Consider the following 8,589-nt stretch of genomic DNA (forward strand, 5'->3'; position numbering starts at 1 on the left):
GGATTAAAGCGTTGGTAATGACTAAATCGACAGCACCATCAGCATTAGCAATGGGAGATTGTCCCATCCCATCGCGGATGACTTTACCACCACCAAACTTGACTTCATCACCGTAGGTGGTAAAGTCTCGTTCGACTTCGATAAATAATTCTGTATCGGCGAGACGGATGCGATCGCCTGTTGTGGGACCGAAGGTTTCGGCGTAGGCACGGCGATCCATGCGATAGCTCATAGATATTCCTTGTCAGAGTCTATAAGAGATTGAACCACATAGATAAGGAAAATCTAGAGAAAAAATTTATATAAGTTTCACAAATTCCACGAAAACTATCCGTCTAGCGCCCCATTGACACTACTGTTGAAGCCATAGACATGTCTAGTTCCAGCTAAGGGGATAATGGTAACTTCCCGTTCGTCTCCTGGTTCAAACCGGACAGCCGTACCTGCGGGAATATCTAAGCGCATCCCTTTTGCCCGTTCTCGCTCGAATTCTAAGGCAGGATTGACTTCAAAAAAATGATAATGAGAACCAACTTGGATCGGGCGATCGCCTGTATTTGCTACTCGTAAAACAGTTGTGGGACGACCTGCATTTAATTCAATTTCCCCTGACTGGACGATCGTTTCACCTGGAATCATTGCCTATTCCTCGTCTTGCTATTTGCTGATGAAATAAAAACATTGTAGCGATCGCTGACACCGAGCGCTTTCGCACGCCAAAATATAATCGGTTTGGTGTCAACTATTGCTAGCCACCAAATCTTATGCACAAAATGTTAATTAGTGCAAACTTGTTTGAAGTTCATTATGAACTTACTTCAAAAAATTGCCCATAGCAATTTTTTTCTATGTTATTGAAAATACACTTGGTTAACCAAAAGTGAGTACGATCGCTATTTCTGGCTATGAGATTATTAATAAAATTTACGAAAGCGATCGTTCGGTGGTTTATCGAGCGTGGCGAATCCGCGATCGTCAACCAATTATTCTGAAAATTTTAAAAGCAGATCAACCTAGCTTAGAAGAGCTGATTCGGTACAAGCAAGAATATGAGATCGCCCATTCTTTAAATTTATCTGGAGTCGTAAAAGCTTACAGTTTAGAAAATTTTCACAACACTGTATTAATTACTTTAGAAGATTTTGGTGGTGAGTCTTTAGAAATCCTCAGTAAAGCTAAAAATATTAGTCTCAAGAATTTTCTTGAAATTGCTATTCTCATAGTAGAGAGTTTATGCAAAATTCATGCAGCAAATATAATTCATAAAGATATTAGTCCGGCTAACATAGTTTTTAATTCTGCTACCAAGCAACTCAAAATTACTGACTTTGGAGTTGCAACTGTTTTATCTAAAGAAACTCCTAATTTTGGTCATCCTAGTATTTTAGAAGGAACTCTGAATTACATATCTCCAGAACAAACTGGCAGAATGAACCGCAATGTTGATTATCGAACAGATTTTTATTCTTTAGGAGCAACTTTCTATCAATTACTCACCCACCAACTACCATTTGATACTGACGATCCTTTAGAACTCATTCATTGTCACCTTGCTAAGCAGCCAATTCCGCCCCACCAAATCGATCCTAGTATCCCTCTAGCTCTTTCACAAATTGTTATAAAACTATTGGCAAAAACCGCTGAAGCACGTTACCAAAGTGCCTGGGGAATCAGAGCAGACTTAAAAAAATGTTGGCAGCAATTAGAGAATAATCATACTATTACAGAATTTGAATTAGGCAAAGAAGACATTTCCGCCAAACTACAAATTCCCCAAAAGCTTTACGGTAGAGAACGAGAGATTGAGATTCTATTAGCGGCTTTTGGGAGAGTCTGTGAAGCAGGACAAAGAAGACAAGGAGGACAAGAGATACCAATTACCAATTACCAATTCAAACCCGAATTAGTCTTAGTTCGTGGATATGCTGGAATTGGCAAATCATCTCTCGTACAGGAAACTTTTAAATTATTTACTCAAAAAAAAGGATATTTTGTTCAAGGAAAATACGAACAATATCAGCGGCATATTCCTTATTTTGGCTTAATTAAAGCACTGCAAGAATTAGTTCGTCAACTCTTATTAGAAGACTCAGATCGATTAGCAAAGTGGCGAGATTGCATTCTCACTACTTGCGGAGAGAATATCGGCGTTCTGATCGATGTTGTTCCCGATTTATCATTGCTTTTAGGTCAACACTCAGCGATCGCAACTTTAAATCCAACAACAGCAGAGCATCGGTTTAAATTAGTATTTCAAAAGTTGATTCAAGTATTTGCCCAGGCAGAACATCCACTCATAATTTTTTTAGACGATCTTCAATGGGTAGATAGAGCTACTCTACAATTAATTCAGATTTTAGTCGCGGAAGGAAAGCAGTATTTATTTTTGATTGGGGCATATCGAGACAATGAAGTTAATGTTTTTCATCCTCTCAGCTTGAGTTTAGAAGAGTTAACCAAATTTGGAGTCACAATTCATTATATCTCTTTAACACCTCTTAATATATCTCAGATTAATCAACTACTTTTGGAAACTCTTAAGTGCGATCGTAAGGTGACAGAACCTTTAGCAAAACTGATTTTAGAGACAACTCGCGGCAATCCATTTTTTATTAGTGAGTTTATCGCTTATTTAGAAGCAGAAGACTTATTAAAATTTGAACGAGCGAGACAAATTTGGTACTGGAATTTAACAGAAATTCAACTAGCTCAAGCAACTCATAATAATCTTACCGAGCTTCTCGTTAAGAAAATTCAAAAGCTCGATAACAATACACAACAAATTTTAAAACTAGCAGCATGTATTGGTAGTTCGTTTGAGTTATCTACTTTAGTTGGCTGTATGACAAAACCTGCTGAAGTCATAGTGGCACTTCTACAACCAGCGATCGCTGCTAGTTTAATTATCCCTATTGGTAACGATCGCACGGCAATTGAGTTAGGTATTTCTCTAACACGAATATTAACAGTAAGATATAAATTCGCTCACGATCGCATTCAACAAGCCGCCTACTCGTTGATTCCAGAAGATAAAAAACAAACTTTGCATCAAATAGTTGGTCGAACCCTACTACAAAATACTCTAACAGACAAGCAAGAAGAAAAAATTTTTGATATTGTCAATCATCTGAATTTTAGTATCCCTTTGTTACAGAACCAAACTGAAAAAGATGAATTAGCAGCACTAAACTTAACTGCTGCCAAAAAAGCTAAAGAATCCATTGCCTATGAGTCAGCATTAAGTTACGCAAGTTTGGGTATCAAACTTATTGAGGAAAAAAGCTGGCAACGACAATACGAGCTTTCACTTGCTTTATTTTTAGAAGCAGCGGCAGCAGCATATTTGTGTGGCAAATTTACCTCAACAGAAAATTATATAGATATCGTACTACAACAAGCAAAAAATTTATTAGATAAAGTTAAAGTCTATGAAATTAAAATTCTCGCTCATGTTGCCCAAGGAAAACCACTTGCAGCTGTCAGCATAGCAATATACGCCTTGCGGCTTTTAGGAGTTAATTTACCTCACAGAGCGAGTAAATTTAAGATTTTACTAGCGGCGATCGCTACCAAATTTAGCTTATGTCATAAACACATTGAGGCAATAATTAATTTGCCACCTATGAGCAATCCCCACACATTAGCAGCGATGAAAATTATGGGAATTGCAGGTTCGCCTACATACAATGCTGCGCCACAATTCGCTCCCTTATTAGCATTTGCTGGAGTCAATCTATCACTCAAATATGGCAACACAGCAATGTCTGCTTATGGTTATGCCAGTTATGGAGTGATGTTATGTGGCGTATTGGGAAATATTGATGCTGGCTATCAATTTGGTAAACTTGCTTTAGACCTATTAGAAAAGTTTCAGGCAAAGGAATTAAAAGCTAGAACCTTCATGGTGTTTAATAATTTTATTCGACACTGGAAGGAACATGTTAGAGAAGGCTTACCATCCCTCATAGAAGCTTATCAAAGTGGATTAGATACTGGCGACATTGAATTTGCTGCCTATTGCGGGTTTATTTACTGCTACCATTCCTATTTTGTCGGCAAGGAATTGACAGCACTCGCCCAAGAAATGGAAACATATTTACAAGCAAGCGATCGCCTCAAACAAGAGACAGCCTCGCATTTATTACAACTCTATAGACAATCTGTGGCAAACTTGTTGGGGACAACAGAAAATCCGTGTTTTTTTAGTGGCAAGTACTACGACGAAAACAAGATGCTGTCATTACTATTAGCAGTGAATCATAAAACTGCTTTATTTCACTTGTATTGTCAGAAACTTACACTCAATTACCTATTCGAGGCATACGATCGCGCTACTGAAAATGCGTTGCAAGCAAAAAAATATATAGATGGTGTTATTGCTTCTCTATCTTTACCTATTTTTAATTTTTATCATTCTTTAACTTTAATATCCACATATAGCTCTACTTCAATTTGGCAAAAAAAGCGTATTTTAAAACTTGTCAAGATGAATCAAAGGCAAATGCGAAAATGGGCAGATTCTGCGCCCATGAATCATTTACATAAGTATTATTTAGTAGAAGCCGAGAGTCATCGAGTTCTTGGCGATTTTGTGCGAGCCATAGATGACTACGATCGCGCCATTGCTTTAGCTCAAAAACATACATATTTGCAAGAAGAAGCATTAGCAAACGAACTAGCAGCCAAATTTTATTTAGAATTAGGTAAAGACACGATTGCTCGCATTCATCTTTTAAATGCTAGATCTTGTTATCTAGTCTGGGGTGCAATAGCTAAAGTAAAGGCTTTAGATACCAAATATGCTCGATTATTATTTACTTTGGCAAATCAGTCTCATAAATTCACTGCAAGCCATAACATTAATATTCATACATCCGATCGCTTACTCGATTTAAATACATTCATTAAAGCCGCACAAATCGTTTCTGGCGAAATTGTTTTTCAGGACTTAATTCATAAAATAATGCAAACTGCAATCGAGAATGCAGGCGCGGAGTTAGGCTTTTTATTATTGATTCGAGATCGAAAGCTAGTTATAGAAGCAGCTATATCTGTCGCATCATCTGAGCAAACGCTCTCATTTCCTATGGCAGTGACAAGCGATCTGCTACCAATTTCTTTAATTAACTATGTAGCCGAGCATAAACTTGATGTCGTGCTACAAAACACTATTGATAGTTACAATTTTGCCCGCGATCCTTACGTTCAATCGCATAAACCCAAATCAGTATTGTGCGCCCCTATTTTGAATCAAAATCAACTCGTAGGCATTTTCTATTTAGAAAATAATCTTGCCACAGGTGCATTTACGAGCGATCGCTTAGAAATTTTGCGATTGCTCTGTTCTCAAGCGGCAATTTCCTTAAAAAATGCCCAACTGTACCAAGACTTACAGCGATCGGAACTGAAAGAACGAGAAAAAGCTAGTCAATTAGAAAAATCATTAAAAGAACTGCAAATCGCTCAAGATAGTCTCGTACAAGTTCAAGAACAACTACTGCATGATGCCTTTCACGATCCCCTCACCGATTTACCCAATCGTGCTTGGTTGATCGAGCGTTTAGAACAAGCGATCGAAATGCACAAACGCTATCCAGATTATCTCTATGCTTTACTGTTTATCGACCTAGACCGTTTTAAAGTTGTGAATGATAGTTTAGGGCATTTGGTAGGAGATGAGTTAATTAAAAGTGTTGCTAGCAGGTTAAAACTTACTTTACGTGCCTCAGATACAGTAGCGCGACTCGGAGGCGATGAATTTGTAATTCTACTAGAAAACATTCGCGATCTTGAAGAAGCAACTGTGGTAGCAGACAGAATTCAAGCACGCTTAAAACAACCGTATCGACTGCTGGAATATGAAGTTTTTACCAGCGCGAGTATTGGCATCACGTTCAGCACGATGAATTACGAACGAGCAAGTGATGTTCTCAGAGATGCGGATGCAGCCATGTATCATGCTAAAGAGCAACATAAAGGACGATATCAAATCTTTGCCCCCGCAATGCAAGCCCGCGCGATCGCCCGTTTGCAATTAGAAAGCGATTTACGACGGGCGATCGCCCAACAAGAATTATCTTTACATTACCAACCAATTATTCAACTTTCTAGCGGCTGTCTGACTGGATTTGAAGCTTTGATCCGCTGGGATCATCCCCAGCAAGGTTGGATCGCACCAACAGAATTCATTCCAGTTGCAGAAGAAACTGGATTGATCGATTCTTTGGGTTGGTGGGTATTGCAGCAAGCCTGTTTGCAATTACAAACTTGGCGCGAACGATTTCCTAAATATCATAGCCTTGCAGTCAACGTTAATTTGTCAGTGCAACAACTCAAACAAACAGATGCAGCCGAACGGATCGAGCAAATTTTACAGACAACTCAACTGCCAGGAGAATGTTTGAAACTTGAAATTACCGAAAGCTGCTTGTTAGAAACAGCAGACTTAGCCCCACAGTTACTAGAACGTCTTCAAGCTTTAGGAGTTCAACTGTGTATCGATGATTTCGGTACGGGTTATTCTTCTCTAAGTCGCCTGCACGATCTACCCATTGATACGCTGAAAATCGATCGCTCTTTTGTCAACCATCTCGAATCTAGTCGTCACACCGCAATCGTCCAGACAATCGTTACACTAGCACGCAGTTTGGGCATAGATGCAGTAGCAGAAGGCATAGAAACCCAATTGCAGTTAGAAAAACTACAACAACTTGGCTGCGATTTAGGGCAAGGATATTTATTTTCTCAGCCTGTAGACAATCAGCAAGCGGAAAGATGGTTGGTAATTGGTAATTGGTAAGTAAAAAAGTACTAGTTACTCACAAATGACAAATAACTAATGACAAATGACAAATGACTAACTATCAAATTGTGTTTCACAAAAACATTGGAGAATTTCAATACAGTTAGCGATCGCTCCTAAATGAGCAATCTCATATCCGTGAGTGTTTTGGGTTGGAAATGCCAAACACGCAGCACGCGCAACGTGTCCGAATTTCATGGCGATTGAAGCGTCGCTGCCAAACCCGCTGAGGGTTGCTAACTGCAAGGGAACATTCTTTGCTTCTGCTGCATGACGCAGTTGTTGGTTCAAACCTTCATCGTAAATTCCATAACCATCTTGGGCTAAAATTACGGGCGCTTCCCCAGACTGAATTGGATATTCTGAAGAGAGAGGGCAGATTTCTAAGGCGATTAATCCATCCAAGCGTTGCTGCTGCGTGAAATAAAGCGCCCCAATTGCTCCCACTTCTTCTTTTGCCGAAGCTACCAAATAGATATCTACTGCTGGTTGTTTAATTCTCTCAGCTAAAGCCAGCAAGATCGCGACGGAAGCTTTGTTATCTAAAGTGTAGCTGGCAATATGGTCTTTTAATCGGATCGGGCGCTTGCGATGCTTGCCGATCGCCATCCGCGTACCCGCACGAACTCCTGCATCTGCGAGTTCTTCAGGAGTAAGCATAGTTTCAATCCAGGCATCTTCCCATCTTACAGGCGTATCTTCCTGCTGCACTTTTTGGGGCGACTCGTGGGAAACGTGGCGAGAACCAAAGCTGAGAATGCCGCTAATAGTTTCGTTGTCTCCCAGCAGATCCACGACTCCTTCGCCATATACCCAAGGGAAAGCACCGCCTAGTTTTCTAACTTCTACGCACCCATCATCGCCCACACTCTTGACAATTGCGCCAATTTCATCTTTGTGGGCAGTAATCGCGATCGCACCTTGAGGATCTCGCCCAGGAATTTTGGCAATCATATTATCGGCACGATCCAACCACACTTCTACCCCCAAGGCAGAGAAGCGTTCGAGCAAGAATTGATTAATCTCTGCCTCGACTCCACTGGGAGAGTGATGCATGACTAATTCTTCGATAGTGGTAAATAGGCGATCGTAGTTAGACACGAAGGATTAATGAGAATGAGGTGTAGAGATGTTGTCTGCAATGCCTCTACAGTAACAAGGGCTGAGCGATTGACTCCATCGATCTTCGATAATTGTTCCTCATCTCTTGTTCTTGTATAGCGATACCGTAGTCCCTGCCGCAGTACCAAGGGTAGCCAACATGAATGCGTTTAATCCAGCAGTTGATGATTCAGAAGATGATTTAGCAGTAGATGCAGATTTGAGGCTAGATAAAGCTAATTCTCCTACTAATGCATGGACTCCAGTTGTGGGGTGCAAATTGTCCCAGAAGAGATATTCGTTAGGATTGCTGCATACGCTTGTTTGAGTCAAGCAAGTATCGGTAACGTTGGTAAGCCCAAACTCAGATGGATTGGCGATCGCACGTCTGAATAGAGAATTCACGTCCACTGAGACAATATTAGTATTGGTTCTCTTATCCAAGACTTGCAAAGTTGCTGCCAAGCCAGTGTTATGAAATTGAGTCAAAGCATTCAGGGTGTTAGCAATTTCTTGATTATTCCTAGTAGCGGGAATGCGCCCCAAATCTGGTAAATTTACTACTAAAATATGTCTTGCCCCGCGCTCTGCGAGAGTACTTACTGCTGATGTAATATTGTTAACTGGTACGAACGGATCGGTGACTCCACCTCCTAAATAGTCATTTGCTCCCACCCATATAACAT

General features: G+C 40.1%; 4 protein-coding genes and 1 pseudogene. 1 reads left to right on the plus strand and 4 read right to left on the minus strand.

All coding sequences use genetic code 11. The features are described from left to right. Both ureC and C7Y66_RS29165 read right to left on the minus strand, forming a co-directional pair. Positions 1 to 232, minus strand: a pseudogene (gene ureC / locus C7Y66_RS29160) (urease subunit alpha); the annotation flags it as partial. Between the two features lie 95 nt (positions 233 to 327). Beyond that, entirely contained in the window at positions 328 to 639 is a 312-nt protein-coding gene (locus C7Y66_RS29165) for an urease subunit beta (protein WP_106548219.1), read from the minus strand. A 241-nt stretch (positions 640 to 880) separates the two neighbouring features. On the opposite strand from C7Y66_RS29165, the gene C7Y66_RS29170 reads away from it, so the two are divergent. Then, positions 881 to 6,799, plus strand: coding sequence for an EAL domain-containing protein (locus C7Y66_RS29170; RefSeq protein WP_106548220.1), 5,919 nt, complete (start codon positions 881 to 883; stop codon positions 6,797 to 6,799). 57 nt (positions 6,800 to 6,856) lie between these two features. Here the strand turns inward: C7Y66_RS29170 and C7Y66_RS29175 are convergent, their stop codons facing one another. Together C7Y66_RS29175 and C7Y66_RS29180 are read right to left on the minus strand one after the other, a co-directional pair. Next, positions 6,857 to 7,903, minus strand: coding sequence for a M42 family metallopeptidase (locus tag C7Y66_RS29175; RefSeq protein ID WP_106548221.1), 1,047 nt, complete (start codon positions 7,901 to 7,903; stop codon positions 6,857 to 6,859). 99 nt (positions 7,904 to 8,002) lie between these two features. Beyond that, positions 8,003 to 8,589: SGNH/GDSL hydrolase family protein (locus C7Y66_RS29180; RefSeq protein ID WP_146149906.1), on the minus strand; the 587-nt coding region annotated here is incomplete at its 5' end.

This window comes from Chroococcidiopsis sp. CCALA 051 (assembly GCF_003015105.1).
GTDB classification, from domain to species: domain Bacteria; phylum Cyanobacteriota; class Cyanobacteriia; order Cyanobacteriales; family Chroococcidiopsidaceae; genus Chroococcidiopsis; species Chroococcidiopsis thermalis.